Genomic DNA, 26,474 nt, shown 5'->3' on the forward strand with positions numbered 1-26,474 from the left:
CCGGCCTTGGGCACAGCGCAATACCTGGGGCGTTTACAACCCCTCCAGCTCGGCCATCAGGTCACTCAACCGGTCGACCTTGTCGTCATCCAGCGCACTGCCCTGCAGCCACTGCACATACACCCTGGCTACTCCATCGTGCTGCAATCGAACATCGCCCGCAGCGGCACATAGCACTGATCGCTCTCTGCAAGCGAAGAGCGTTCCTCTTCGCCAACTGCCAATGCTCGTTCACTCGACCACAACGAGCAAAGCCGATCAATCTCTCCAAAATCAGTCACACGGCGATTAGCGAACCCATATCCATGTCGCTGAAACAGCAGCTCTACACATTTAGAAACACTGATTCTACGCCACCCGCTGCTAAACAATGCCTCATCGCCTACCCCTATTGAACCACCCTCAAGAACAGCTTCAGAAAACTCGCATACTTGCTACAGCAATTTCGCATGACAAAAGCCGAAACCTCCTACATTAATAAAGGCAAAAGTAAACATAACCGACCAATACTAACTACATGTAAGACGCATCTGAAGAGCAGTCCTACAACAATAGCTTCCAACCAAACCACCCCAACCCACCAAATACACCCACCTACTCTGAAGCGCAATTGACATAGATCAATCGAACGCCTAAACCTCTTCATGCCCGCACTCTTTCGGGCAACAACAAAAACAAGGAGACACTATGGAAAATCAATATGGCATTAGCCTTTTGGCATTAGCCTCCGAAAACAATTGCGATATGGAAGCTGAATTCTTCGGAGGATCTGGTAGCGCCGGTGGTTGTGGTGGCAGCGGCGGTTGTGGAGGCGGTGGAGGCTGCAAGGGTGGCAGCGGCGGCTCCGGCGGCTGTGGTGGAAACAATGGCATAAACAACGACCCGGCAACCCTGTAACTATAAGCGGGCTTCTGCGACGACTACTGCAGGCGCCCGCAACCTTTCAGGTATTTTATGAAAACACTCAGAATCTACAACTACGAAATACTCAACTTTGACACTGAACCGATGGTCTTCTCATCCAAAGGCTTCACGAAGATCACCGAACCAAAAATAATAGAAGCCTTACAATTAATTGAAAAAAATCAATCCAAATATATCCACCCTCATGCACTGGGCCACATACTAAAAAAGGCAAAACTCCAACCTGCCAGCGCGATAAAATTCTTAAAAAGCCTGTCAATAATCGGAGAGCTCACTGATCCACCTAGCTTTCAGCGCACCATCATCTACCACGATCTAGAAATTCCAGGCGAGACAACCAAGTACCTTGAAAAAAAGTACAACAACAAATTAGAAATAAGGAATATCGCTAACTACACACACCCCAACAACGACGAGCCTACGCTCTTCGTATTCGCTTGCGCAAAACTGAGCCCGCACTTGCTAAAGTCCACCTATAAAAAACTACTAGCAACAAACCCCAACTATGGCGCCACTGTTGGCTTCATCAGCGGCGTTCATTTCCATTTAACGGAAATTCATATCCCCTCAATTGGAAACCCGTGCGCTTTTTGCACACTTGACCGTATCGCGCACTACGAAAGCCTGAGAACAAGTCAGCACCACTGGAGCAAAATTTGGTCTTTCTGCCGTAGCAACAACCTCGACCTACCAAAAATAGAAATAGACGAACTCCAAAAGTCTTTAATTTTAGGCACCATTATTTCATTCACAAACAAACTCACTCAAGCGCCAAAATCAAAAACCACTCAAGATCAAGTTCTATTATCCAGAACAATCAACCTGGAAACCGGAATTACTACAGAAGACGCCAGCGTCCACTGGCCACTGTGCCAATGCATAGGATTTGAACAATGAATATAAGCCATGACGAATACTTGAAGTTTATATGCCCTGATGTCATGGATGAGACTTTGGCATTCCACGCCAAAGGCAACTACATAATCCACGAAGCGACACAACACCTAAGCACCCTTCACCACATACCATCAAAGGACCTTACAAAGCTTACCGGGAACGAATTACGCCTCAACACCATTACAGCACCCAGCAAAACCAAAGAACTGACTCTTAGGCCTCTAGCAAATTCACATTCACTACGGAGAAATAATTCATGTGATCAATTTAAAGATCGCCCACTTCATTTCAAAACGGTCCAAGCACTGCTTTCACCCCTCTTGACCAAAAGCTCCACTGCCTACAACAGAGGTTATCCAAGCGGCGGAGCGCTTTATCCAATAGAAGTATTTTGCATCAACCTCAACAACAAGATCGAGCAATGGCCAACTGAAACTAACGCCCTACACTTACTTCCATCCTCAAGATCACTGGAAGCTCATAGCCCATCAATTAACATCAGAAAATTGACTGAAGCAATTATCCCAAAAAACGTCGACATCGGCCGACCGTCACTAGCACTTATATATTTGATCTACTTACCCAAAGCACTGTTCAAGTATCGATACAGAGGCTATCGCTTGAGTCTAATGGAGGCAGGCTCGATGTATATGATTACTGACTTGCGCTGCAAAGAACTCCACCTAAATAGCAGACCATGGTCAGGGTACACCGACCATCAAGTAACCAAAAATTTGAATCTCAACCCGACTCTTTTCCTACCCACATGCATCCAACTAATAGGTTAGACCCATGAATATTTTTAACGAGATACACTACCCGGAATTTTCGGACTTTTTTCTACTTAGGCCTAGCGCAGTCACTCACCTACCCAGCAGCGTAGAATGTGGCACCCGTTGGCGCACCTACGGTTCAAGCAGCGGCTGGTCATCAGATATAACCGACAGCGCATTAGGCGAACATTTTGAACGTAAACATTTTTACTTAGACATCCCTGTCCATGACACAAACAAACTAGACATCGGACTGACAACCAAAGAGCACAAAGAATTCATCCAAGCGTTTTCTCAAACCTTAATACCTAATAAAAGCTCGTCTTTGCAGTCGCATCACTTTGACCGTACAACGGCATACAGAATCACTGATTTTACAAGCTGCAAGATCCCAACCGTATGCCTTTCCATTTCAGAGTGCCGAAATTTTACTGACAATAGCATCTACCCAATCAGAGACACATGTGGATGCAGCGCACACATGACGATCAACAATGCAGTGCTCGGAGCACTCAAGGAAACACTGGAACGGCAGTTTCTACTTAGATACTGGCTTACAAGAACCTGCACAGCGGAAATAAAACTCAATGATGCCTACCCAATACTAGCTGGAAGCACCAGCTTGCCACTCCTCCAAGAGCTAAAAAAATCTGGCGAACTGTGCATCCTCAATCTAACCGACGAACGCTTTCCAGGAAGCTGCCTACTCTTATGTTATGGCAATCAAGACACCACCGCCAAAGTGAAATTTTGCGCTGGCATGGCTTACGCCGCCACCTCAAGGATTGCTTTAGAGAAAGCAATAGTCGAATTATGGCAGACATTTCGCTTTATGCAGGCAATCGATAATGACCATGAAATAGAGAACCCACTTCAAGACCCTTATCTCAAACACTTCCTAAATTGCAACAGCTACGATACTTTCCAAGATACATCCAGAGATTTGACATCAACCCAGCACAACCAGAAACGTACACCTTCGAAAGAGCTAACCCTACAGAATCTATTAACAACCATAAGAGAACTAGAATTCAATGGATATCTCTACTTATCGTCCACCCCCTACAAACAGTCAAACCTTTACTTCTGCAAATATTTTTCACCCAATTTATTCCTCCACATGAATAACGCAAGCCACCTCAACATCAAAAATACTTACTCCGAACACTTCCTCAATAAAATCATAAGCCGTCAGCTCTCCAGAATGGTCCCGTTCCCATGAATCTCTATTTAAGCCACCTCCTACTCAGCGCAAAAAAAATCACACGCATTATCAGGATCTTGATCACTGAGCACTTGAGAGAACCCACATCACTTCTATGGTCAGCACTTGCACCCTGTCTACTCTTCATCATTACAACCCCAAAGCACACAACCTTAACCTACACTGCGTCAACTGCGTGGTTCTACTCATACATTTCAGCAAGTGTTGCCTTTTTTGGATTTAGTTTTTACTTGATCGGCAGGCGAGAAAGCGGCTTCACTCGCTCTTTCATATATCAACGCGGCGCAATAAAAACATTCCTGATTTCACACACACTCAGCTACTTAGTGCTGAGCACACTCTACGCGTTGCTTTTTTACCTATTGACCAAGCCGCTACGAGGGCACTACTTACTCCCTGAGCTTTTGTATCTGCTGGCATGCTTTTACACAAGTTATCTTATGTTCACCTGTATCGGCCTAGGGATCGCTGCACTGCCCATCAAGTTCAGCACTGCCAGCACGCTTTTTTCGCTCATGTCCTTTCTCATGCTGGTCTCTGGGTACACAGCTACCCTACAGGGCTACGACACGTCTCACCCGCTAACGCTGATCAACCCGCTCTATCTGAGTGTTCAGGTATTCCATGGCGAATTTTCACTTCTCAGCAGTTTCTTGACGGCTCTTTCAGCCTTTGCGGCCTGCACATACCTGACAGGACGAAATTTTAGAACCCAACCCATATGGAGCCGCTACTAATGGATATACTAAAAATAACCGACCTTTGTTTCGGGTACAGCGGAACCACGCTGATGGACAATATCGGACTCAACATCAAACAAGGCGAAATGATCGGCATACTGGGCAAGAATGGCGCAGGAAAAACGACGCTATTCGACCTCATCTGCAACGTAAAGAAACCAATCCGGGGCGTCGTCACCAACTCATCCAAGCATCAGGCTTATTTAACCCAAATTCTTACCCCACCCCCTTTACTGCGCATGAATGAAGCGAGCAAACTTATCACCAGCCTAGCCCCCAATGACGCCCCCGATCACTTAGAAATACTTTCAAAACTGGCTCAATGGTCTCCTTCCCTGTCCAAACGATATGCAGAAATCGCTAATAAAAAAGCGTCCAACTGCAGTTATGGCGAGATTCGCAGCTACTTCACGCTGACCCTACTGCTTTTGAACAGTGACTTGATCATTCTTGACGAGCCCACAGCTGGGGTGGACCCTGAGTTCCGGCATTACATATGGCTAGGCATACACAACGCATGCCGGGAGGGCGCGTGCGTGTTGATTGCTTCACATTACACAGAGGAAATCACAAAAAATTGCCATCGCTTTTACATGCTCGCCAATAAACGACTGGAAGCGTTTGATAGTGGTGAACAGTTCATGGCTTGCCACGGCGCCGAATCGTTAGATGAGGCCTTTATCAACGCCGCGATCTAGGTACCGTGGCCACTAAAAAGGGGCGCCAAGCGCCCCTGCCGGTCAAAGGCCTTCCAACTCGGCCATCAGATCACTCAGCCGGTCGACCTTGTCGTCATCCAGCGCACTGCCCTGCAGGCCCTGCACGTACTCGGCCAGTTCCTCCACAGTGCTGCACTCGAACATCGCCCGCAACGGTACGTTCAACTGCAATTGCTTCTGCACCCGCGAGGCAATCTGCGTGGCCAGCAACGAATGCCCGCCCAGCTCGAAGAAATTGTCGTGGACCCCGACCCGCTCGGCCTTGAGCACATCGGCCCAGATACCCGCCAAGACCTCTTCCAGCTCATTGCGCGGCGCCTGGTAGGCCTGGCTGTGCTGGCCGCCAATGTCGATGGCGGGCAGCGCCTTGCGGTCCAGCTTGCCGTTGGCGTTGTGCGGCAGGCTGTCGAACCAGCCCCAGTGCAGCGGTACCATGTACTCCGGCAACTCGGCACGCAGGCGTTGCTTCACCTGTTCCAGCAACGCGGCGTCGGCAGCGATGCCCTGATGGGCCACCAGGTAACCGACCAGATGCTTGCCATTGACGCCCTCCTGCACGCCCACCGCAGCATCGCGGATTTCCGCCTGTTCGTGCAGGCGCGCTTCGATCTCGCCCAGCTCGATGCGGTAGCCGCGTATCTTCACCTGATGGTCGATGCGCCCGACGTACTCCAGCACACCGTCCGGGCGCTGCCGCGCCAGGTCACCGGTGCGGTACAGGCGCTCGCCCGGTGCACCGTATGGGTGAGGGATAAACGCCAACGCAGTACGCAGCGGGTCGCCGACATAGCCACGGCCAACGCCCGTGCCAGCCACACACAGTTCGCCCACCGCACCCAGCGGCACCAGCGCCTGATCTTCACCAAACAGGTACAGGCGGTTGTTGTCGGTCGGCGTGCCGATGGGCAAGTAACTGCCTTGGGTCGACGCGGCATCGACGCGGAAGAACGCCACGTCATCGGAGCATTCTGCCGGGCCGTAGGCGTTGACCAGGCCGATCTGCGGGTAGCGCTGCAGCCACTGCGCGGCCAGCTCCGGGGGCATCGCCTCGCCTGTCGGCAGCATCCAACGCAGGCCGTCCAGCGCCTGGTGGTCGCTGGCCAACATGCCCTGGATCAGCGACGGTACGCTTTCCAGCACGGTGATGCCGGTGGCTTGCACATGCGCCAGCAGGCCCCGCGGATCATGGGCGATGGCATTCGGCACAATCTCTACTGTGGCCCCGAACAACGGCGCGGCCAGGAACTGCCACACCGAAATATCGAAGCTCTGCGAGGCAGTCTGGGCGATCACGTCCTGATCGCTCAATGCCAGGTACGGCACCTTGCTCAGCTGGTTGTTGAGCATGCCGCGCTGCTCGACCATCACCCCTTTTGGCAGGCCGGTCGAGCCTGAGGTGTAGATCACATAGGCAAGGTTGTCCGGGCCACTGTGGATGCCTGGGTTGTGGCTGGCAACCTGGCTGGCCTGGATGTCTTCCCACACCAGCAGCTGTGGCCTTGGCGCAACGTTCAGCTCAGCCAGCAACTGCCGGCCTTGCTCGGCACAGGCCGCGCTGCATACCAGCACCGGGGTACGGCTGAGCTGGATGATGCTTTGCAGGCGCGCGGCAGGCAGGCCCGGGTCCAGCGGCAAGTAGCCGGCACCGGCCTTGAAGCTGCCGACTATCATGCCCAGCAGCGGCAACCCGCGCTCGGCCAGCAGTGCCACCGGCTGGTCCACCTTCACACCGGCCCAGATCAAGGCATGGCCCAGGCGGTTAGCCGCCAGGTTCAGCCCGGCGTAGTCGTAGGACGCCTCCAGGCAGCGGGCCACGGTACGTTCCGGGTGCGCAGCCACTTGCGCTTCGAACTGCGCGATGTAGCTCTGCTCCAGCGGATAAGCCCGCTCGGTGCGGTTGCAGTCTTCCAGCAAGAAGCGCTGCTCGTCTGCCCCCAGCATCGGCAGCTTGCTCACCTCGCCCTCGAAGCCTTGTACCAGCGCCAACAGCAGACGCTTGAACTCGGCCAGCAGGCGCTCGACGGTCGGGAAGTCGAAGTAGCGCTGGTCGAACGACAGGTGCAGGCCCAGGTCATCACCCGGGTAGCACACCGCCGTCAACGGGAAGTTGGTGTGGGTACGGCCCGAGTCGGAGCTGGCATTCAGGTGCTGGGCGTGGTCGAGCACGGCGGTTTCCACCGGGGCGTTCTCGAACACGAACAGGCTGTCGAACAGCGGCTGGCCCTTGGGCAGCTCGCTGCAATCCTGGATCGCCACCAGCGGCAGGTATTCGTACTCGCGCAGTTCCATGTTGCTTTGCAGCAGGCCTTGCAGCCACTGGCGCACGCTGCGGCGCTCACCGGCTACCGGCAACTGCACGCGCAGGGCAACGCTGTTGATGAACAGCCCGACGGTGCGCTGCATCTGCGGCATGCTCACCGGGCGCCCGGCCACGGTTACGCCAAAGGCCACGTCGCGGTCACCGCTGTAACGCGCCAGCACCAGGGCCCAGGCCGCCTGGGCGAAGGTGTTGACGGTCAGCTGGTGAGCCTGGGCCAGTTCACGCAGGCGCACGCCATCGCTCACCTCCAGGCGGGTGTAGCAATCGCCGACCACCATGCCGCTACCCGCGTGGTCATGGCGCAGCGGGCGGTCACTTGGGATAGCCGTGGCGCGCTCGAAGCCGGCCAGGTTGGCCTGCCACCAGGCGCGTGCGTCGTCCAGGCCCTGGCGTTGCAGCCAGCCGATGTAGTCGCGGTAGCGCGGCGGCACCGGCAGTTGGGCCTGACGGCCTTCGCCAAGGGCCTGGTAGACCTCGAAGAAGTCGTTCATCAGCAGCGAGCGGCACCAGGCATCGATCAGGATGTGGTGGTTGCTCATCATGAACCAATAGCGCTCGTCGGCCACGCGCACCAGGCGCAGGTGGAACGGTGCTTCGCTGAGCAGGGCAAAACCGGCCTCGCGCTCTTGCTTGTGCAGGGCCTGCAGGCGCTGCTCCTGGGCGTCGTCTGCAAGGCCGCGCCAGTCCTGGTAGTCCACCGCCAGGTTGCCCGGTTTGTGGATGATCTGCAGCATCGCCTCGCCGCTGTTCCAGCTGAACGAAGCGCGCAATGCTTCATGGCGCGCCACCACGGCCTGCCAGGCCTGGGCGAAACGCTCAGGGTCCAGGGCGCTGTTGATGCGGTAGCGGTCCTGCATGTAGTAAAGGCCGGTGCCCGGCTCCAGCAGGGTGTGCAGAAGCATGCCTTCCTGCATCGGCGTCAGCGGGTAGACGTCCTCGATCTGCGCAGCCGGTACCGGCAGGGCGTCGATCTGCGCCTGCGTCAGATGCGCCAACGGGAAGTCCGAGGGGGTGAAACTGCCGTTGCCATCGGCCAGGCAATGCGCGACCAGCGTCAGCAACTCCTGACGATAGGCCTCGGCCAGCCGGGCAATGGTTTGCTGGTCATAGCGCTCGGCGCTGTAGGTCCAGCGCATTTGCAGGGCGCCGCCATACACCTGGCCATCGACGCTCAGCCAGTTGGGCAGCGGTGCGTCGAGGTCGTGAGCCAGGCCTGCTGGGGCCTCCAGTGGCTGGAACAGCGCGGTGCTGTCGAACTGCTGGTCGAACTGACCCAGGTAGTTGAAGGTGATACGCGCCTGCGGCAAGGCCGCCATCTGCTCGCGCCCGGCCGCATCGGCCAGGTAGCGCAGTACACCGTAGCCAAGCCCCTTGTGCGGCACCTGGCGCAGTTGCTCCTTGATGCGTTTGATCGAGCCGGCCCGCGCCGCGTCGTCCTCGCCTGGCAACGGGCGCAGGCTCAGTGGATAGGCGTTGGTGAACCAGCCGACACTGCGGGTCAGGTCCATGTCCTCGAACAACCCGTCACGACCGTGGCCTTCGAGCTGCACCAGCACTTCTTCCTCGCCACTCCAGCGGCACAAGGCACGCGCCAGCGCAGTGAGCAGCAGGTCATTGACCTGGGTGTGGTAGGCCGCCGGGGCCTGTTGCAGCAGTTGCCGGGTTTGCTCCACATCCAGGCCGATGGCCAGGGTATGGGCGTGGCGGTGCAAGTTGCCACCCTGCGGGTGATCGCACGGTAGTTCGCGGCGCACGCCACCCAGCTGGCCTTGCCACCAGCCCAGTTCGTCGCGCAGCGAATCGCTGCCGGCGTAACTGGCCAAGCGTGCGGCCCAATCGCCCATGGCGTGGGTCTTGGTCGGCAGTGGCTGGCCACGGTACAGCGCCTGCAAGTCTTCCAGCAGCACCCGCCAGGACACGCCATCGACCACCAGGTGATGGATCGCCAGTAACAGGCGCTGGCTGCCCTGCCCGTCACGCACCAGCAAGCCACGCAGCAGCGGGCCTTGTTGCAGGTCGAGGCTGCGCTGAAGGTCGGTGTACAGCGCCTGGCAGTCTGCGAAATCGGCGACGGTGGCGCTCCACAGCAGCTGCTCGGCAGCAGGCTGCGCGTACTGAGCCTGCCAGCCGCCCTGGGCCTGGCTGAAACGCAGGCGCAGGCTGTCATGGTGCTGCACCAGCGCAGCCATCGCTTGTGCCAGTACGGCTTCGTCCAGCGGCTGGCGCGCCTCCAGCAGTACCGCCTGGTTCCAGTGCTGTGGCTGTGGCACTTCGCTGTCGAAGAACCAGTGCTGAATCGGCGTCAGGCCGGTCTGGCCCTGGCGCTGGCCCTGATCGATGCTGCTGGGGGCTTCGCTGTGCTGAACCACGGCCGCCAGGGTCTGGATGGTCTGGTGCTGGAACAGGTCGCGCGGGGTGAATTGCAAGCCGGCCTGACGGGCCCGGCTGACCACCTGAATCGAAAGGATCGAATCACCCCCCAGTTCGAAGAAGTTGTCCTGCACGCCAACCTGGGCAACGTTGAGTACATCACGCCAGATCTGCGCCAGTTGCGCTTCCACCTCGTTGCCTGGGGCCTGGTACTGCTGGCGCGCCTGCTCCAGGTCCGGCAGCGGCAGCGCACGGCGGTCGAGCTTGCCGTTGCCCATCAGTGGCAGGCTGTCGAGCAGCACCAGGTGCGCAGGCACCATGTAGTCCGGCAGGTGCTGGCGGGCATCGGCTTTCACGGCTTCGCGCAGCAGGTTCTGCGCCTCGCTACCGGCGCTGGCCTGCTTGCTCACCAGATAGCCCACCAGCTGTTTGCCACCCGGCAAGTCCAGGGCCAGTACCACGGCCTCGTCGACATCCAAGTGGGCCTGCAGCCGGCTCTCGATCTCGCCCAACTCGATACGGAAGCCGCGAATTTTCACCTGCTGGTCGGCACGCCCGACATACTCGACCAGGCCATCAATGCCCAGCCGCACCAGGTCGCCCGTGCGATACAAGCGGCCCCCTGCGGTGCTGAACGGGTCGGCGACGAAGCGCTCGGCGCTTAGGCCAGGGCGGTCGTGATAGCCCTGAGCCAGGCCGGCACCACCGACATACAGCTCGCCAATACCACCTTGCGGCAACAGGGCCAGGTCCTCGTCGAGGATGTAGGCCGTGCGGCTTCCGATGACGCGGCCGATCGGCACGCTGCCAAGGTCCGCTGGCAACGCCTCTGGCGCCAGGCAGGCCAACGGCATGACCACGGTTTCGGTCGGGCCGTAGGCGTTGAAGAACTGCTGCGGGGCAAAGGCCTGGCGAATACGTTGCAGGTGCTCGCCGGTCAGTGCTTCGCCACCGGTAATCACCAGGCGCACCGGCAGTTGTTCGCCCTGCCCGCCCAGGTACTGCGCCAACTGGCTGCCGTAGCTGGGGGTAAAGCCCAGGATGCTCACCTGTTGCTCACGCACCAGCTGGCAGATGTCTTCGGCACCCCACTGCCCCTGGGCACGCAGCACCACGCGGGCACCACACAGCAGCGGCACCCACAGGCGCTCGCTGGCGGCGTCGAAGTTGATCGAATAAAAATGCAGCTCGCAATCATCGCTGCGCATGCCGAATGCGGCGATCACCGCCTGGCAGTGCATGGCGAATTCGCCGTGGCTGACCACCACGCCCTTGGGCTTGCCGGTGGAGCCGGAGGTGTAGATCAGGTAAGCCTGGTGCTGCGGCAGGTTGAGGTTGTCCAGCGGCGCATCGCTGTAGGCCGACAGGCTGGCAGCATCGTCTTCCAGGCTCCAGCGGGCGACGCCTTGCGGCAACTCACCCAAGGTTTTCAACAGCTCACGCTGGCTGATCAGCAAACCAATGCGGCTGTCTTCGATCATGTAGCGCAGGCGGTCGAGCGGGTACTCGGGGTCGAGCGGCACGTAAGCGCCGCCGGCCTTGAGAATGGCCAGGAGGCCGACGACCATTTCCAGCGAACGCTCCAGCGCCAGCCCTACACGCACCTGCGGGCCGACGCCGCGCTCGCGCAGGGCGCGGGCCAGGCGGTTGGCCTGCTGATCGAGTTCGGCATAGGTCATGTGCTGGCCAGCGAAAGTCAAGGCACCGGCCTGTGGCGTGCGCGCCGCCTGGGCGGCGAACAGGCCATGCAGGGTCTGATCGAGCTCGAAATCGTGCTCGCCCTGCAACTGGCCGACCAGCACCTGCTGCTCGGCGCTGCTCAGCATCGGCAGCTCGCACAGGCGCTGTTGCGGGTTGTCGAGCAGGCCAACCAACAGTTGCTGCCAGTGCTCGGCCATACGCGCAATGCGCGGCTCGTCGAACAGGTCACGGCTGTAGGTCAGGCAGCAGCCCAGGCGGCCGTCGAGGTCGGTCACCTCCAGGTACAGGTCGAACTTGGTGGCACTGGCATCGTTGACCAGGTAGTCGACCTGCATGCCGGCCAGCGTGCGGCTTTGCTGGAAGGCCCAGCGCTGCACGTTGCACATCACCTGGAACAGCGGGTTGTAGGCGCTGCTGCGCGGCGGCTGCAGGGCCTCGACCAACTGGTCGAACGGCAGGTCCTGGTGCGACTGGCCTTCGATGGCGGCCTGGCGCATCTGCTCCAGCAGCTCGCTGGCGGTCATCTGCCCGTCCAGCTCGCAGCGCAGCACCTGAGTGTTGAGGAAGGCGCCGATCAGGCCTTCGCTTTCCGGGCGGATGCGGTTGGCCACCGGTGCGCCGATGCGCAGGTCACGCTGGCCGCTGTAGCGGTGCAACAAGGCGGCCAGGGTGGCGGTCATGGTCATGAACAGGGTCAGGCCGCGCTGGCTGTTGAAGGCATGCACACGGGCGACCAACGCCGGGTCGAGCTCGAAGCGGTACAACTCGCCACGGTGGCTCTGCACGGCCGGGCGCGGGCGGTCAGCGGGCAACGCCAGCACCGGGTGCTCGTCGCCCAGGCGATCCTTCCAGTAGGCCAGTTGGCGGGCGCCCTCGCCGCTCTCCAGCCAATGCCGTTGCCAGACGCTGTAGTCCAGGTATTGCACAGGCAACGGCGCCAGTGGCGACTCACGGTCATCGACGAAGGCCTCGTACAGCTCGCCCAGCTCGCGGGCGAAGATGTCCATGGCCCAGCCTTCGGTGACGATGTGGTGCAGGGTCAGCACGAAGTAATGCTCGCGTTCCTCGGCTTTTACCAGGCAGGCGCGCAGCAGCGGACCGCGCTCCAGGTCGAACGGCTGGTGCGCCTGATCGTCGGCCAGTTGTTGCAAGCGTTGCTGGCGGGCATCGGCTGACAAGGCGCTGAAGTCTTGCCAGTCGAGGTGCAGGCCACTGTCTTCGGCCACGCATTGGTACGGCACACCATCGATGCTGGGGAAGGTGGTGCGCAGGGTTTCGTGGCGCACGATCAACGCCTGCAGCGCCCGCTCGAAGGCGTCCACATGCAGCGTGCCGCGCAAGCGAGCCATGCCGCCTACGTTATAGGCCGGGCTGTCCGGCTCCATTTGCCAGAGGAACCACATGCGCTGCTGCGAGTACGACAGCGGTACCGCCTGGCGGCGGTCGACACGGGCGATGTCGCCTTGCAGGTTGCGTTCACCGGCGGCGCGAATGCGCGCGATCTCGGCACAGAAGGTGCCCAGCTCGCTGGCGTCGAACAGGGCCTTGAGCGGCAGCTCGACATCGCAGGCCTGGCGCGTGCGCGAAACGATCTGGGTGGCCAGCAACGAGTGGCCGCCGAGGGCGAAGAAGTCGTCCTGCAGGCCGATGCGCGGCACATTCAGCACCTCGCACCAAATGGCCGCGACCTGTTGCTGCAGCTCGGTTTGTGGCTCGACGTGTTCGCGCTGCTGCCAGACCGGGGCCGGCAGTGCCTTGCGCTCGACCTTGCCGCTGGGGCCCAACGGCATCTGCGCCAGCGCGATGAGTTGCGCCGGCACCATGTAGGCTGGCAGTTGCTCAGCCAGCACGACCAGCAAGTCGGCAGGCTGGGCGCTGCCACTGTAATAACCGACCAGTTGCGCGCCAATAGCGTCCTTGTGAATCAGCACCAGCGCCTGTTCGACTCCCGCTTGCGCCAGCAGGCAGGCCTGAACCTCTTCGGGCTCCACACGGAAGCCACGCACCTTTACCTGCTGGTCAAGGCGACCGAGGTATTCCAGCGCCTCTAGCTGCACCTGCCAGCGGGCGCGGTCGCCGCTGCGGTACAGCCGCTGACCATTGCCGTCGGCCTGGGGCACGAAGCGCTCGGCGGTAAGGCCCGGGCGCCCCAGGTAGCCGCGGGCCAGGCCCGCACCACCGAGGTACAACTCGCCCGGCACGCCAGGCGCTGTCAGTTCAAGCTCATCGTCCAGCACACGGCACAGCACGTTGCCCAGCGGGCGGCCAATCGGCGAGCGCTCGCCATCCGCCGCCTGGCAGTGCCAATGGGTGACGTTGATGGCGGTTTCGGTCGGGCCGTAGCGGTTGTGCAACTGCACCTGCGGCAGCACTTGCAGCACGCGGTCACGCAACGCAGCGGACAATGCTTCGCCACCGGAGAACAACCGCCGCAGGCTGCTGCAGGCACCCGCCTGCGGCTCTTGGACAAACACCTGCAACAGCGGCGGCACGAAGTGCAGCGTGGTCACGCCATGGGCCTTAACCAGCGCGGCAATGCGCTGCGGGTCGCGGTGTTCGCCGGGGCCGGCAAGTACCAGCTTGCAGCCGGTTACCAGCGGCCAGAAGCACTCCCACACCGACACGTCGAAGCTGATTGGCGCCTTCTGCATCAGCACGTCGCTGTCGTTCAGCGCGTAGGTAGCCTGCATCCACTGCAAGCGCTCGGCCAGCGCCGCGTGGGTATTACCCACGCCCTTGGGCTGGCCAGTGGAGCCGGAGGTGTAGATCACGTAGGCCAGGTTGTCGCCGTGCAGGTGCAGGCCGGGGGCCTGGCTGGGCCAGCTGTCCAGGTGCAACTGGTCGAGGGCAATGGCGCTGACACCGGCGACCTGCGGCAGCTTGCCCAGCAGGCTGCTGTGGCTCAGCAACAGGCCGGCGTTGCAGTCGGCCAGCATGTAGGCCAGGCGTTCGGCCGGGTAATCGACATCCAGCGGCACGTAGGCGCCGCCAGCCTTGAGAATGGCCAGCAGGCCGACCAGCAACTGCGGCGAGCGCTCGATGGCAATCGCCACGCAGGTGTCGGGGCCGACGCCTTTGTCACGCAGGTAGTGGGCCAGCCGGTTGGCTTGCTGGTGCAGCTCGGCGTAGTCCAGGCTGCCGCCTTCCCACACCAGGGCGGTGCGCTGCGGGGTCAGGCGTGCCTGTTCATTGAGTTGCTCGACCAGCAGGTGCTGCGGTGCGGCGGCAGCAGCCTGGCCCCAACCCAGCAGCTGTGCACGGGCTGGCTCATCGAGCAACTGCACCTCGCCCAACGCCCGTTGCGGCGCACTGCACACTTGCTCCAGCAGCGCCAGCAGGTGCTGGGCCAGGCGCTTGACGGTACTCGCTTCGAACAGTTCGGCGGCATAGTCGAAGGCCAGGCTCAGGCGGCCCTGGTGGTCTTCTTCACTGTGCAGCTGCAAGTCGAACTTGGCTTCGCGGCTATGCCACGGCAGCTCTTCGGCCAGCAGCCCCGGCAGGCGGCGCAGCGCTGACAGGTCGCGTTGCTGGTGGTTGAACATGACCTGGAACAGGCCCTGTTCACGCGCCTCGGGCAGGGCTTCGACCAGCTGTTCGAACGGCAGGTCCTGGTTAGCCTGGGCTTGCAAAGTGGCCTGGCGTACCTGGGCCAGCAACTGGGTGAACGACTGGCGACCCTCGAACTGTGCGCGCAGCACCTGGGTGTTGATGAAGAAGCCGACCATGCCTTGGGTTTCCAGGCGCGGACGGTTGGCGTTGGGCACCCCGACGCGAATATCGGCCTGGCCGCTGTAGCGCTGCAGCAGCGCCTGCCAACCGGCCAGCAGGACCATGAACAGGCTGGCTTGCTGCTCACGGGCCAAGCCCTTGAGCGCGTCGCCGAGCTTGGCGGGCACCTTGAGGTTGAAGCGCGCAGCGCTGTGCTGGCGCTGGCTGGCGCGGGGGTGGTCGGTGCACAGGTCGAGCACCGGCAACTCATCGCCCAGCTGCGCCTTCCAGTGTTGCAGTTGGCGTTCGGCTTCACCGTCGGCCAGCCATTGGCGCTGCCAGGTGCCATAGTCGGCGTAACCCAGTGTCAGCGGCGCCAGGTTGGCCTCCAGGCCTTGGCAGCGAGCGGCGTACAGCTTGGCGAATTCGTCGAGCAGGATGTTCAGCGACCAGCCGTCGGCAACGATGTGGTGCAGGGTCACCCACAGCTGATGGTCTTCGTCGCCCAGGCGTACCAGGGTTACTCGCAGCAGTGGCCCCTGGGTCAGGTCGAACGGCTGACGGGCCTCGGCTTCTCGCTGCGCTACGACCTGTTCGGTCGAGTGCCCTTCAAGATCCAGGCGCTGCAGGCTGAACGGCTGCTGCGGCCTGATGCGCTGAAGCGCCTGACCGTTTTCCTCACTGAACACGGTACGCAGCGATTCGTGGCGCGCCACCAGTGCCTCGAAGGCCGCTTCCAGCGCCACTACGTCCAGCTCGCCACGCAGATGCAGGCCGGCCGGGATGTTGTAGGCCGCCGATTGTGGTTCCAGCTGCCACATCAGCCACAAGCGGTTTTGCGCCAGCGACTGGGGCAACGCCTGGGCACGCGCCAAGGTGGCGATGGCTGCGGGGTGGGCACCGCCTTCGACGATGATTGCGCCGACGGCTTTGCTGTAGTCGGCCAGTACCGGCGCCTCGAACAAAACCCGCAGGTTCAGGTTGATACCCAGCTCATCGGCCAGGCGCGCAGTGGCCTGGGTAGCGGCAATGGAGTTGCCACCCAGCAGCAGGAAGTGATCATCTGCTGCCACCGCCTCTACCTTGAGGATGTCACGCCACACCGCAGCGATGCGTGCTTGCAGTTCATCACCGGCAGCTTCACTGGCAATGGCTTCGCTCGCTTCAGGGAAACGGGCATAGCAGTCCAGGCTGCCATCGTCCATGCGCAGGCGGCAGGCCGAGCGCTGCAACTTGCCGCTGGAGGTCTTCGGCAGCGCACCGGGGTTCAGCAGCAGGACCACGGCCGGGGCCTGGCGGCAGGCGTCGGCGATGACCTGGCGCAGGGTCTTGATCAGGTCCTGGGGCTTGATTGCCTTTTGCACGTTGCGGCTGATCTCCACCGCCACGCCGATGCCCTCCTCGCCCTGGTGCTCGACAGCGAACACGGCCACGCGGCCTTTGCGCAGCATTTCGACTTCGCGCTCGAGGGTTTTTTCCAGGTCCTGTGGGTACAGGTTCTGCCCACGCACGATCAGCATGTCTTTCAGGCGCCCAGTCACGAACACCTCGCCCTCACGCATGAAGCCCAGGTCGCCGGTACGCAGCCAGGTCTGGCCGTCCATTTCGACGAACGTACGGGCGCTGGCCTCAGGGTTGCGCCAGTAGCCCAGGGCAATGCTCGGGCCACCGGCCCAGACTTCGCCAACCTGGTTGTCGCCCAGCACCTGCAACTGCTGCGGCTCGACGATGCGTACGGCGTGCCCAGGCTGCGGGTAGCCGCAGCTCATCAGTACGCTGCCTGTGCCCGGCTCGGCGCGGTTGGCAGCGAAGGCGTCGGCGTCCAGCTCCAGCGCTGCAATGCCCTGGCCACGGCGGCTGCCACTGACGAACAGGGTGGCTTCGGCCAGGCCATAGCTGGCGAAGAAGCTCTGCGGGTCGAAGCCGCAGGCCTGGAACTTGTCGGCGAAGGTCGCCAGGCTGTCCTGGCGGATCGGCTCGGAGCCGGAATAGGCCACGCGCCAGCGGCTCAGGTCGAGCCCGCTGAGCGAGGCCTCGCTGACCCGCTCGCTGCACAGGCGGTAGGCGAAATCCGGGCCGCCGCTAATGGTGCCGCCATACTCGCTGATGGCTTGCAACCAACGCAGCGGCCGGGCCAGGAAGTAACCTGGCGACATCAGCACGCAGGGCACACCACTGAAAATTGGCTGCAACAGGCCGCCAATCAGGCCCATGTCGTGGTACAGCGGCAACCAGCTGACGATCACATCGTCGGGGTTGAGGTCGATGCCGAAGCCACAACGGATCAGCTGCTCGTTGGCCACCAGGTTGCCATGGCTGACCTGCACGCCCTTGGGCAACGCGGTGGAGCCGGAGGTGTACTGCAGGAAGGCAATGTCATCCCCCTTCAGCGCGGGCGCCTGCCAGCTCGCGGCCAGCACCGGGTCCAGGCCGTCCACAGCCAGCAGCTCGGGCGCGTTGTCTGCTGCCAGTGCCTCCAGGCCTTGCAGGCTGTCATGCAAGGCCGCCACGGTCAGCAGCAGGCGCGGTTCGGCGTCGTCGATGATCGACAACAGGCGCTCCTGGTGGTGCTGGCGTGCCGATTCCGGCGGGTAGGCCGGCACCGCGATGACGCCCGCATACAGGCAGCCAAAGAACGCCGCCACGTAGTCCGGGCCACTGGGGAACAGCAGCACTGCACGGTCGCCGAAACCGGCACGGGCCTGCAAGGCGGCGGCGATGGTGCGCGCACGCTGGTCGAGGTCCCGGTAGCTGAGCACGGCCTGCTCGCCGGGGGCGTCGGCCAGAAAGCGCAGGGCAATCTTGTCCGGGGTTTGCGCGGCGCGTTGCGCCAGGGCCTGGACCAGCGAGAGCGGGAGTTCGAAGGCGTCCGTCATGGGGTGTTCCTGCCAGTGTCTGTTGGGGCGTGCCGGCTGCTCCGCGAACGTGGGCGGGCAGCGAATGGCGACCGAGGATGTACACAGGGGAACGGATGGGCGGGGGCAGAAATTAGCGAGGATTGTGCGGTGGTAGAAGGGGCCGGGGTGAACGATTTCACACGGCGGCCTTAGAATTGAAAGATACAGATACTAATTACGTTTCGTATTTGACAATCATTATCATTCTGAATAGTTTGTCGCACGTCGTAGGAAGCTTCCTACTTTTGGGTGCTTCCTTTCCCCTCTGTGACAAGGTGATTTCCATGGCGGAACAACTATCCACAAGTAAGTGCGATTCACCATTACTGCAGGCCTTCGTCGACAACCGCAGCATCCTGGTCAAGATCGCCGCACGCATCACCGGCTGCCGCTCGCGTGCCGAAGATGTGGTGCAGGACGCCTTCTTTCGGCTCAGCGCCGCCCCGCAGATCACATCGTCTTTCAAGGCGCAGCTGAGCTACTTGTTCCAGATCGTGCGCAACCTGGCCATTGACCATTACCGCAAGCAGGCGATGGAGCTGAAGTACTCCGGCACCGAGGAGGAAGGCCTGAATGTGGTCATCCAGAACGCCTCGCCCGAAGCGACCCACATCAACCTTGCCGCGCTGGACGACATTGCCGAGGCGCTGAACGAACTGCCGCAGCGTACCCGCTATGCGTTCGAGATGTATCGCCTGCATGGCGTGCCGCAGAAAGACATTGCCAAGGAGCTGGGCGTGTCGCCGACACTGGTCAACTTCATGATCCGCGATGCGCTGGTGCACTGCCGCAAGACCGCCAATCGGCAGGCCTGATCAAACAGGGTTTTCTTCTTCGCGGGCATGCCCGCGAAGAGTCCATCTCGGTATCAAGCCAGCTTGCAACGATCGAAAAACCGCTCCCGCCCCAGAATCATCAGCGCCGCCCGCTTGTGCGGGAAGTCGAACGCCTTGTCGCAATGGAAGCACTGGTCGTGCATGTAGCCGATCATCTTGCCGTTGTCTGCGCGCGGCTCGGCTACCACCCGCTGGGTGCGCGGGTCATCCAGGAACAGGTAGTGCACCAGCGCCGATAGCCAGCTGGCCACCTTGTGCGGCCCTCGATGGCTCTCTTCCCCCACCAGCATATGGATACCACGGTCGTAGTCATCGACCGGGTAAAACGGTGCAATGCGGTCTTCCTTTGCCCAGTACGCCTCGAAGTAGGCAAACGGCTCATCATCGAAGCAGCCAATCAGCGTCAGGGTATGCGGGTCGGCTTCGAGCTTGCTCAGGTACTCATGATGTTGTGCAAGGGTGCCACCTTCCTGCCAGAACGCCTCCACACGCGGGTTGTTCTGCCAGCGGTTGAAGCGTTCCAGGTCGTGTTCGATCTCCAGCGTGCGCAGCGACACCCAGCTACCCAGGCGTGCATCGAAGCGCCGGTATACCTCGCCACGGGGCTTAGGTGCGCGGCGCGGGTGGCGCTTGCCATTGCTGATCTGCATCTGCTGCGGGTACACCGCCGCCACCGACTCACCCAGCCAAGGCTGTGGCAACTGCCAGAACAGCGCCCGCTCGCACAGGTACTGGCCGGGCTGCTCAGCCAGCAACAACAAGCCACTGGCCAGCGCCTGGGGCTGCACCTCGGGCAAATGCCAGACCAGGCGCTGGCAGGCCGTGTCGCGGGACAGCAACCAATAGCAGGCCGCCCACAAGGCTTGATACGGGCGCTCGGGGCACAGCCGATCAAGGTGGACGTGCAGGGTGGCGCCCGCCTCGAGGTGCACTTGGATCAGCGGGCGGCCTTCAAGGGTGAGGCTCAGCCAGCGGTCACCCTCCTCGGCACTGAGACTGCGCCAACGTGGCGGTGACTGGGGCTGCGAAGCGGCATCGAACGGCATGGGCTTGACTCACGAAAATGAAGAAAAGGCTCACTGCTGAGAACGTTGCCGCGTTGCGTGAATTTAGTCGCTGGGGGCCGTGACCGTGATGCGGTAGGGCTCGAAGATCCGCGCCAGTTCACCGCTGTTACGCAGGTCACGCAGCAGGCCGGCGAACGATTGCTCGCCAATAGGCGCTCCCGGGCGCAGCAAGGCGTAGTGGTGATAAACCTGGTCAATGCGTTGCGAAGGCACCAACTGCGCCTTGCTCGCTGGGTTGCGCGCGAGGAAATCGCTGAGGTAGGAGCGCGTGACCAGGGCGATATCGGCGCGGCCCGCCTGCACCATCAGCAGGTTGCTGTCGTGGGAATAGGTCAGGGTCGCGTTGTACGTCTTGCGCAGGTAGTCCGGGTCGGGGTTGAAGCTGGCGAAGGCGTAGTGGTAGCCATTGAACAGTGCCAGGCGTTTGCCGCGCAGGTCATCGAAGTAATGCGGGTCGCTGCCATTGGCCTGGCGGGCGACGAACACTTCGGCGTCCTCCAAGCCCATGTCCACGGTTTGGTGGGCAATCTGCTCCCAGCCCCATTGCGGGTTTTCGAAAATCGCCATGTCGGTGCGGCCTTGCTGGAAGTCACCAAACCGCCGCTGGATGGACGTGGGCACCAGGACAAAGTGATAACCCTGCTGCAAGCGGTTGAGCGCGTCGACCAGCTGTGGCAGCAGGCCGGTGTCGGCCCCCTGTTCGGGGCGCACCGTGTAGGGCGGGAAATGCGCCGCGCCAATCTTCACCTCGACAGCATCGGCAGCCCATGCTGGTGCCGCCAACCCGAACACGGCCAGCTGGATCAGGGTGGACAAGGCCTTTAGGCCGGGCGCTGGAGTCAAGACGGACACTCATCACGGTTCATGCCTGGGTCCGCTTAAGCTAGGCGTTTTCCGGGTGCGGCACAACTGCTGGCGCCCGCTCTTTGTGCCAAAGCAGGCGGCAAAATGCCATAGGGTGCCGGATGCCTTGAGTTTGGCTACGCTCTAGCAGGATCTGCAAGGGAGCCTGGTATGGGCCATTGGTTGGTGATCGACCTGGAAGCCACCACCGATGAAGGTGGTTGGCCGGTCACAGAGATGGAAATCATTGAAATCGGTGCAAGCCTGGTCACCCGCGAAGGCCGCGAGGTCGACCATTTTCAGCGTTTCGTCAGGCCACGGCGGCGGCCGCAACTGACCCCTTTCTGCCGTGAGCTGACCCACATCAGCCAGGCAGACGTGGACAGTGCCGCGCCGTTTCGCGAGGTATGGGCAAACGTCGAGCGATGGCTCGGACACCACCGTGGGCAGCTTCAGGCCTGGGTCAGCTGGGGCGACTACGACCGCCAGCAGTTGCACCAGGAATGGCAACAGCATGGGCTCGACAGCCTGCTGCGCACATTGCCGCACATCAACCTCAAGCAACGCTTTGCCAAGGCCCGCCACTTGCAGCGCCCAACCGGCCTGAACGGCGCCCTGCAACTGGCCGGCATGCACTTTTGCGGGCAGCAGCACCGGGCCCTGGAAGATGCGCGCAACACGGCGCGGCTACTACCGTTGACCCTACCCGCCAACAGCCCCTGAAAGCAGATGACGAGGCCTGTGGGCTTGGGCATACTGGCCAGCCCTTTTTCATCCCCCTCTTCAGGAGTCGCCCATGTTCCAGGTCAACGAGTACTTCAACGGCACCGTCAAGTCGATCGCATTCGCGGGCGAAGAAGGCCCCGCCACTGTCGGCGTCATGGCCCCGGGCGAATACGAGTTCGGCACTGCCAAGCGCGAGATCATGCACGTGGTATCGGGCGCGCTGACCGTGAAACTGCCGGGTAGCGACAACTGGGAAACCTTCAACGCGGGCGACAAGTTCAATGTTGCCGCCGACAGCAAGTTCCAGCTGAAGGTGAAAGTCGATACCGCCTACCTGTGCGAGTACCGCGACTAACTGTTCGCTATTGGCACGCTCGTTGTAGGAGCGGCCTTGTGTCGCGATAGGGCCGCACAGCGGCCCCGGCAATTTACGCTGCGAAGCTGAAAACCTGGGGCCGCTTCGCAGCCCTTTCGCGACACAAGGCCGCTCCTACACGTCATATGCCTGCCAAGAAACTGGCCACTCGCTGCGCCGCCGCCTGCAAATGCTGCTCATGGCTGAACCCCGAGGCCTTCAACGGCTTCAGGTCATGGTCCCCCGCCACTAGCCAGCTCACCTCGATCGCCGGCGACAACGCATACCCCGCCACCGCCTCGCGGTTACCCAACGCATCCCGCTCGCCCTGCACGATCAAGGTCGGGGTCTTCAACGCTGCCAAATGCTCCACCCGTGGCTTTTCGGGTTTACCCACCGCGTAGAACGGATAGCCCAGGCACACCAGCGCGTCCGTGCCCAACTCGTCGGCCAACAGGCTCGCCATGCGCCCACCCATGGACTTGCCGCCCACGGCCAGCTTGCCCGCGACCAAAGGTCGCACCTGCCGGTACACCTCGCGCCAGCATTCCAGCAACACCTTCTGTGGGTTGGGCGGCCGCTTGCCGCCGGTAACCCTGCGCTCGGCCATGTACGGGAACTCGAAGCGCACTACCGCAACCCCAAGTGCCGCAAGCCTTTGCGCCATGTCGTCCATGAACCCGCTGTCCATCGGCGCGCCCGCGCCATGGGCCAGGATCAGGCAGCCCTTGTAGCCGTCTTTACCCTGAACGCGCGGAGGATCGCAGCGCAAGCCTGGGACATTTGCGACCTTCGCCCATTGATCCCCGTCAATACCGGCACTTTGCCCATTAATCATGCTTGCCTCGCTGTAAAGCCTGCCAAATAACCGTGGATGGGAACCCATACATGAACACAACCAGCAGTACCGCCTATAACTACAAGGTGGTCCGCCAATTCGCCATCATGACGGTGGTGTGGGGAATCGTCGGGATGGGGCTCGGCGTCTTCATCGCCGCCCAGCTCGCCTGGCCTTCCCTCAACTTCGACCTCCCCTGGACCAGCTTCGGCCGCCTGCGCCCCCTGCATACCAATGCGGTGATCTTCGCGTTCGGCGGCTGTGCGCTGTTTGCCACCTCCTATTATTCGGTGCAACGCACCTGCCAGACCACCCTGTTCGCACCGGGCCTGGCCGCGTTCACCTTCTGGGGCTGGCAACTGGTGATTGTGCTGGCGGCCATCAGCCTGCCGCTTGGCTACACCAGCTCCAAGGAATACGCCGAACTGGAATGGCCGATCGATATCCTGATCACCATCGTCTGGGTGGGCTACGCCATCGTGTTCTTCGGCACGCTGATGAAGCGCAACACCAAGCACATCTACGTAGGTAACTGGTTCTTCGGCGCCTTCATCCTCACCGTGGCGCTGCTGCACATCGTCAACAACCTGGAACTGCCCGTCAGCCTGACCAAGTCGTACTCGGTCTACGCCGGCGCCACCGACGCCATGGTGCAGTGGTGGTACGGCCACAACGCGGTGGGCTTCTTCCTGACCGCAGGCTTCCTGGGGATGATGTACTACTACGTGCCCAAACAGGCCGAACGCCCGGTGTATTCCTATCGCCTGTCGATCGTGCACTTCTGGGCACTGATCACCCTGTACATCTGGGCAGGCCCCCACCACCTGCACTACACCGCCCTCCCCGACTGGGCACAGTCGCTGGGCATGGTGATGTCGCTGATCCTGCTGGCACCGAGCTGGGGCGGCATGATCAACGGCATGATGACCCTGTCGGGCGCCTGGCACAAACTGCGCAGCGACCCGATCCTGCGCTTCCTGGTCGTTTCGCTGGCGTTCTACGGCATGTCCACCTTCGAAGGCCCGATGATGGCCATCAAGACGGTCAACGCCCTGTCCCACTACACCGACTGGACCATCGGCCACGTGCACGCTGGCGCCCTCGGCTGGGTCGCCATGATCTCGATCGGTGCGCTGTATCACACCATCCCGAAAGTGTTCGGCAAAGAGCGCATGTACAGCCTCGGCCTGATCAACGCGCACTTCTGGCTGGCCACCATCGGCACCGTGCTGTACATCGCCTCGATGTGGGTCAACGGCATCGCCCAGGGCCTGATGTGGCGCGCGGTCAACAGCGACGGCACGCTCACCTACTCGTTCGTGGAAACCCTGGTAGCCAGCCACCCAGGCTTCGTCGTGCGCTTCGTCGGCGGTGCGATCTTCCTCAGCGGCATGTTCCTGATGGCCTGGAACACCTGGCGCACCGTGCGTTCGCCAGCGCTTGACGTCGCCCCTGCGAACGCCCAGTTGGCTTGAGGAGAAACGCCTGATGAAACATGAAGTCATCGAGAAAAACGTCGGCCTGATGGCCCTGCTGATGGTGTTCGCCGTCAGTATCGGCGGCCTGACCCAGATCGTCCCGCTGTTCTTCCAGGACGTCACCAACAAGCCGGTGGAAGGCATGAAGCCCTACACCGCACTGCAGCTGGAAGGCCGCGACATCTACATCCGCGAAGGCTGCGTGGGTTGCCATTCGCAGATGATCCGCCCGTTCCGCGCCGAAACCGAGCGCTACGGCCACTACTCGGTGGCCGGCGAGAGCGTGTGGGACCACCCGTTCCTGTGGGGTTCCAAGCGCACCGGGCCGGACCTGGCCCGGGTCGGCGGCCGCTACTCGGACGATTGGCACCGTGCGCACCTGTACAACCCGCGCAACGTAGTGCCGGAGTCGAAGATGCCGTCGTACCCGTGGCTGGTCGCCCAGCAGGTCGACAACAGCCACACCGACGTCAAGATGCGCACCTTGCGCACCCTGGGCGTGCCGTACACCGACGCCGACATCGCCGGCGCCCGTGACGCAGTCAAGGGCAAGACCGAGATGGACGCGCTGGTCGCCTACCTGCAGGTGCTCGGCACCGCGATCAAGAACAAGAGGTGAGTGCGATGCATATGGACATCGGCATGATCCGCGGCCTGGGTACCCTGGTGGTGATGATCGCCTTCATCGGCCTCTCCCTGTGGGTGTTCAACCGCCGCCGCGACCGTGATTTCGCCGAAGCGCGCCTGCTGCCCTTCGTCGACGACCACCTGCCCCCTGCCGGACAGGAACCTGCTGCAAAAAGGAGTAACGGGCAATGACCACCTTCTGGAGTACGTACATCAGCGTACTGACCATCGGTAGCCTGATTGGCCTGACCTGGCTGCTGCTCGCCACCCGCAAGGGCGAGAGCAAAAACACCACCGACCAAACCATGGGCCACAGCTTCGACGGTATCGAGGAGTACGACAACCCGCTGCCCAAGTGGTGGTTCTGGTTGTTCGTCGGCACCTTGGTGTTCTCGGTCGGTTACCTGATCCTCTACCCCGGCCTGGGCAATTGGAAAGGCATCCTGCCTGGCTATGAAAATGGCTGGACCGGCGTCAACGAATGGCAAAAGGAAATGGACAAGGCTGATGCCAAGTTCGGCCCCATCTTCGCCAAGTACGCCGCCATGCCCGTGGAAGAAGTGGCCAAGGACCCGCAGGCGCTGAAAATGGGCAGCCGCCTGTTTGCCTCCAACTGCTCGGTGTGCCACGGCTCGGACGCCAAGGGTGCCTACGGCTTCCCCAACCTCACCGACAAGGACTGGCGCTGGGGCGGCGAGCCGGAAACCATCAAGGCTTCGATCATGAACGGCCGCCACGGCGTGATGCCGGCCTGGGCTGAAGTGATCGGCGAGCAGGGCGTGGCCGATGTGGCCGCGTTCGTGCTGACCAACCTGGATGGCCGCACCCTGCCAGAAGGGATCAAGGCCGACGCGGCCAAGGGCAAGGAAATCTTTGCCAGCAACTGCGTGGCCTGCCACGGGCCGGAAGGCAAGGGCACCCCAGCCATGGGCGCACCCGACCTGACCCACCCGCAGGCGTTCATCTACGGCTCGAGCTTTGCCCAGCTGCAGCAGACCGTTCGTTATGGTCGCCAAGGGCAGATGCCGGCGCAGGCCGAGATCCAGGGCAACGACAAGGTGCACCTGCTGGCGGCGTATGTGTATAGCCTGTCGCAGGATGATGCTGCTGAAACCGTGACTGCCAAGTAATACCCTGGGGCCGCTTTGCGGCCCCTTTCCGCTCCACCCCCTCCCTTGCACCCCCTCCGAACACAACTAAGCTTGTTGCCTCAGTGGGCTTCGCGCCGAAAGGACCGAAGCAGACGCGGCGCATAGCCTGTCGCCGTCCCGATAAAAAGCTTGACCGATCGATCAGAAAAAGGTGAAAAACGGTACACATTACAAATATTTATTTGTGTACAATCGTCCGGACCCGATCGCTGCGGGACATCAGTGAACGGGCTCGGACACGGGTCGGCGTACCAAAGTTGCGTTGCGGTAACCTTGCTG

The 26,474-nt window shown here is 61.2% G+C and carries 16 protein-coding genes; 12 read left to right on the plus strand and 4 right to left on the minus strand.

Features of this window, described 5'->3' with window-relative positions:
* Positions 1-687: 687 nt before the first annotated feature.
* From APH42_RS29930 to APH42_RS18980, 5 genes are all read left to right on the plus strand, one after another.
* Positions 688-897, plus strand: a complete 210-nt coding sequence (locus APH42_RS29930) for a hypothetical protein (protein ID WP_156341246.1) — start codon at positions 688-690, stop codon at positions 895-897.
* Positions 898-954: 57 nt separating this feature from the next.
* Positions 955-1,821: an McbB family protein gene (locus APH42_RS18965; protein ID WP_060494008.1), complete on the plus strand. Its 867-nt coding sequence runs from the start codon at positions 955-957 to the stop codon at positions 1,819-1,821.
* A 792-nt stretch (positions 1,822-2,613) separates the two neighbouring features.
* Positions 2,614-3,816 carry a YcaO-like family protein gene (locus APH42_RS18970; protein ID WP_060494009.1) on the plus strand — a complete coding sequence of 401 codons (1,203 nt, stop codon included), beginning with the start codon at positions 2,614-2,616 and terminating at the stop codon, positions 3,814-3,816.
* On the plus strand, positions 3,813-4,556 hold the full coding sequence (locus APH42_RS30695; RefSeq protein ID WP_060494010.1) for a hypothetical protein: 744 nt from the start codon (positions 3,813-3,815) through the stop codon (positions 4,554-4,556). The genes APH42_RS18970 and APH42_RS30695 overlap by 4 nt, the downstream gene beginning before the upstream one ends.
* On the plus strand, positions 4,556-5,257 hold the full coding sequence (locus APH42_RS18980) for an ATP-binding cassette domain-containing protein (RefSeq protein ID WP_012273395.1): 702 nt from the start codon (positions 4,556-4,558) through the stop codon (positions 5,255-5,257). Before APH42_RS30695 ends, APH42_RS18980 begins: the two co-directional genes overlap by 1 nt.
* A 42-nt stretch (positions 5,258-5,299) precedes the next feature.
* Here the strand turns inward: APH42_RS18980 and APH42_RS18985 are convergent, their stop codons facing one another.
* The gene (locus APH42_RS18985) at positions 5,300-18,253 is read right to left on the minus strand and encodes a non-ribosomal peptide synthetase (protein ID WP_060494011.1); all 12,954 of its coding nucleotides are present in this window, start codon (positions 18,251-18,253) and stop codon (positions 5,300-5,302) included.
* Between the two features lie 305 nt (positions 18,254-18,558).
* On the opposite strand from APH42_RS18985, the gene APH42_RS18990 reads away from it, so the two are divergent.
* Positions 18,559-19,089 (plus strand): RNA polymerase factor sigma-70, encoded by a 531-nt coding sequence (locus tag APH42_RS18990; protein ID WP_012273397.1) that lies wholly within the window; start codon positions 18,559-18,561, stop codon positions 19,087-19,089.
* Between the two features lie 53 nt (positions 19,090-19,142).
* Here APH42_RS18990 and APH42_RS18995 read toward each other — a convergent pair whose 3' ends face one another.
* Both APH42_RS18995 and APH42_RS19000 read right to left on the minus strand, forming a co-directional pair.
* Positions 19,143-20,156 (minus strand): GNAT family N-acetyltransferase, encoded by a 1,014-nt coding sequence (locus APH42_RS18995; protein ID WP_060494012.1) that lies wholly within the window; start codon positions 20,154-20,156, stop codon positions 19,143-19,145.
* A 63-nt stretch (positions 20,157-20,219) separates the two neighbouring features.
* Positions 20,220-21,020 (minus strand): ABC transporter substrate-binding protein, encoded by an 801-nt coding sequence (locus APH42_RS19000; RefSeq protein ID WP_012273399.1) that lies wholly within the window; start codon positions 21,018-21,020, stop codon positions 20,220-20,222.
* Positions 21,021-21,191: 171 nt separating this feature from the next.
* Here APH42_RS19000 and APH42_RS19005 point away from each other — a divergent pair, with 171 nt between their 5' ends.
* Both APH42_RS19005 and APH42_RS19010 read left to right on the plus strand, forming a co-directional pair.
* Positions 21,192-21,743 (plus strand): exonuclease domain-containing protein, encoded by a 552-nt coding sequence (locus tag APH42_RS19005; protein WP_012273400.1) that lies wholly within the window; start codon positions 21,192-21,194, stop codon positions 21,741-21,743.
* 73 nt (positions 21,744-21,816) lie between these two features.
* Positions 21,817-22,101, plus strand: coding sequence for a pyrimidine/purine nucleoside phosphorylase (locus tag APH42_RS19010; RefSeq protein WP_012273401.1), 285 nt, complete (start codon positions 21,817-21,819; stop codon positions 22,099-22,101).
* A 142-nt stretch (positions 22,102-22,243) separates the two neighbouring features.
* Here the strand turns inward: APH42_RS19010 and APH42_RS19015 are convergent, their stop codons facing one another.
* The gene (locus tag APH42_RS19015; protein WP_060494013.1) at positions 22,244-22,939 is read right to left on the minus strand and encodes an alpha/beta family hydrolase; all 696 of its coding nucleotides are present in this window, start codon (positions 22,937-22,939) and stop codon (positions 22,244-22,246) included.
* Positions 22,940-22,989: 50 nt separating this feature from the next.
* Between APH42_RS19015 and ccoN the strand changes: the two genes are divergently transcribed.
* From ccoN to ccoP, 4 genes are read left to right on the plus strand one after another with little or no spacing between them, the layout of a single operon-like run.
* Entirely contained in the window at positions 22,990-24,414 is a 1,425-nt protein-coding gene (ccoN, locus tag APH42_RS19020; protein WP_012273403.1) for a cytochrome-c oxidase, cbb3-type subunit I, read from the plus strand.
* A gap of 13 nt (positions 24,415-24,427) precedes the next feature.
* Positions 24,428-25,036 carry a cytochrome-c oxidase, cbb3-type subunit II gene (gene ccoO, locus APH42_RS19025; RefSeq protein ID WP_012273404.1) on the plus strand — a complete coding sequence of 203 codons (609 nt, stop codon included), beginning with the start codon at positions 24,428-24,430 and terminating at the stop codon, positions 25,034-25,036.
* Positions 25,037-25,041: 5 nt separating this feature from the next.
* Entirely contained in the window at positions 25,042-25,236 is a 195-nt protein-coding gene (locus tag APH42_RS19030; RefSeq protein ID WP_012273405.1) for a cbb3-type cytochrome c oxidase subunit 3, read from the plus strand.
* Positions 25,233-26,174 carry a cytochrome-c oxidase, cbb3-type subunit III gene (ccoP, locus tag APH42_RS19035; RefSeq protein WP_060494014.1) on the plus strand — a complete coding sequence of 314 codons (942 nt, stop codon included), beginning with the start codon at positions 25,233-25,235 and terminating at the stop codon, positions 26,172-26,174. Before APH42_RS19030 ends, ccoP begins: the two co-directional genes overlap by 4 nt.
* Positions 26,175-26,474: the final 300 nt, after the last annotated feature.

It is taken from the genome of Pseudomonas sp. NBRC 111140, from assembly GCF_001320885.1.
Taxonomy (GTDB): Bacteria; Pseudomonadota; Gammaproteobacteria; order Pseudomonadales; family Pseudomonadaceae; genus Aquipseudomonas; species Aquipseudomonas putida_P.

Coding starts and splice junctions, on each gene's coding strand:
- ccoN (WP_012273403.1), top strand. CDS start 22,990: ATGAACACAACCAGCAGTACCGCCTATAACTACAAGGTGGTCCGCCAA.
- APH42_RS19030 (WP_012273405.1), top strand. CDS start 25,042: ATGCATATGGACATCGGCATGATCCGCGGCCTGGGTACCCTGGTGGTG.
- APH42_RS18990 (WP_012273397.1), top strand. CDS start 18,559: ATGGCGGAACAACTATCCACAAGTAAGTGCGATTCACCATTACTGCAG.
- APH42_RS18985 (WP_060494011.1), bottom strand. CDS start 18,253: ATGACGGACGCCTTCGAACTCCCGCTCTCGCTGGTCCAGGCCCTGGCG.
- APH42_RS19010 (WP_012273401.1), top strand. CDS start 21,817: ATGTTCCAGGTCAACGAGTACTTCAACGGCACCGTCAAGTCGATCGCA.
- APH42_RS18965 (WP_060494008.1), top strand. CDS start 955: ATGAAAACACTCAGAATCTACAACTACGAAATACTCAACTTTGACACT.
- APH42_RS19005 (WP_012273400.1), top strand. CDS start 21,192: ATGGGCCATTGGTTGGTGATCGACCTGGAAGCCACCACCGATGAAGGT.
- APH42_RS18980 (WP_012273395.1), top strand. CDS start 4,556: ATGGATATACTAAAAATAACCGACCTTTGTTTCGGGTACAGCGGAACC.
- APH42_RS18995 (WP_060494012.1), bottom strand. CDS start 20,156: ATGCCGTTCGATGCCGCTTCGCAGCCCCAGTCACCGCCACGTTGGCGC.
- APH42_RS19015 (WP_060494013.1), bottom strand. CDS start 22,939: ATGATTAATGGGCAAAGTGCCGGTATTGACGGGGATCAATGGGCGAAG.
- ccoP (WP_060494014.1), top strand. CDS start 25,233: ATGACCACCTTCTGGAGTACGTACATCAGCGTACTGACCATCGGTAGC.
- APH42_RS30695 (WP_060494010.1), top strand. CDS start 3,813: ATGAATCTCTATTTAAGCCACCTCCTACTCAGCGCAAAAAAAATCACA.
- APH42_RS29930 (WP_156341246.1), top strand. CDS start 688: ATGGAAAATCAATATGGCATTAGCCTTTTGGCATTAGCCTCCGAAAAC.
- ccoO (WP_012273404.1), top strand. CDS start 24,428: ATGAAACATGAAGTCATCGAGAAAAACGTCGGCCTGATGGCCCTGCTG.
- APH42_RS18970 (WP_060494009.1), top strand. CDS start 2,614: ATGAATATTTTTAACGAGATACACTACCCGGAATTTTCGGACTTTTTT.